General features: G+C 67.8%; 1 protein-coding gene. It reads left to right on the top strand.

What is annotated here, in order from left to right:
* The coding region (locus tag ACTIDRAF_RS29730) for a condensation domain-containing protein (protein WP_039788130.1) at nucleotides 1-574 on the top strand (574 nt) is incomplete at both ends.

Here is a 574-nt window from a genome sequence, read left to right as displayed (position 1 = left end):
GTGTCGCTGTTCGACAGTCTGATCATTTTCGAGAACTACCCGGTGGATGAGGAGTCGGCGGCGCGGCACGGGTTGGTGGTGTCGGATGTCGCGGCGGTGGAGACGACGAACTACCCGTTGACGCTGGTGGCTTACACCGGGGAGCGGACCGGGTTCGTGTTGGCTTATGACCCGGCGTTGTTCGACAGGGAGACGGTGGCCGTCCTCGCGGAGCGTTTCGAGTTGCTGTTGGGCGGGCTTGTTGGGGCACCGGAGGGTCCGGTGTCCGGGGTGACGGCGCTGGCGGAGGCGGAACGTCGCGACCTGCTGGTCGAGCGCAACGCCACCCAGCGTCCTGACCTGCTCGACGTGTCCGTGCTGGACCTGATCGCGCAGCGTGCCCGTACCCGGGCTCGGGACGGGGGTGGAGACGCCGTCGCGATCGAGGACGGCGTTGCCCGTGTTCACTACCAGGAACTGGCGGAAAGAGTGGGCCGTTGGGCTGCCTGGTTCGCGGACTCGGGAGTCGGTGCGGAGTCGGCGGTGGCGGTGCTGTTGCCTCGTTCGGCCGACGGTGTGGTGGCGATGCTGGCGA

The sequence above is a fragment of the Actinoalloteichus spitiensis RMV-1378 genome (assembly GCF_000239155.1).
Lineage (GTDB): Bacteria > Actinomycetota > Actinomycetes > Mycobacteriales > Pseudonocardiaceae > Actinoalloteichus_B > Actinoalloteichus_B spitiensis.
The sequence above is the reverse complement of the archived record's forward strand: the minus strand, read 5'-3'. Positions and strand labels throughout refer to the sequence as shown.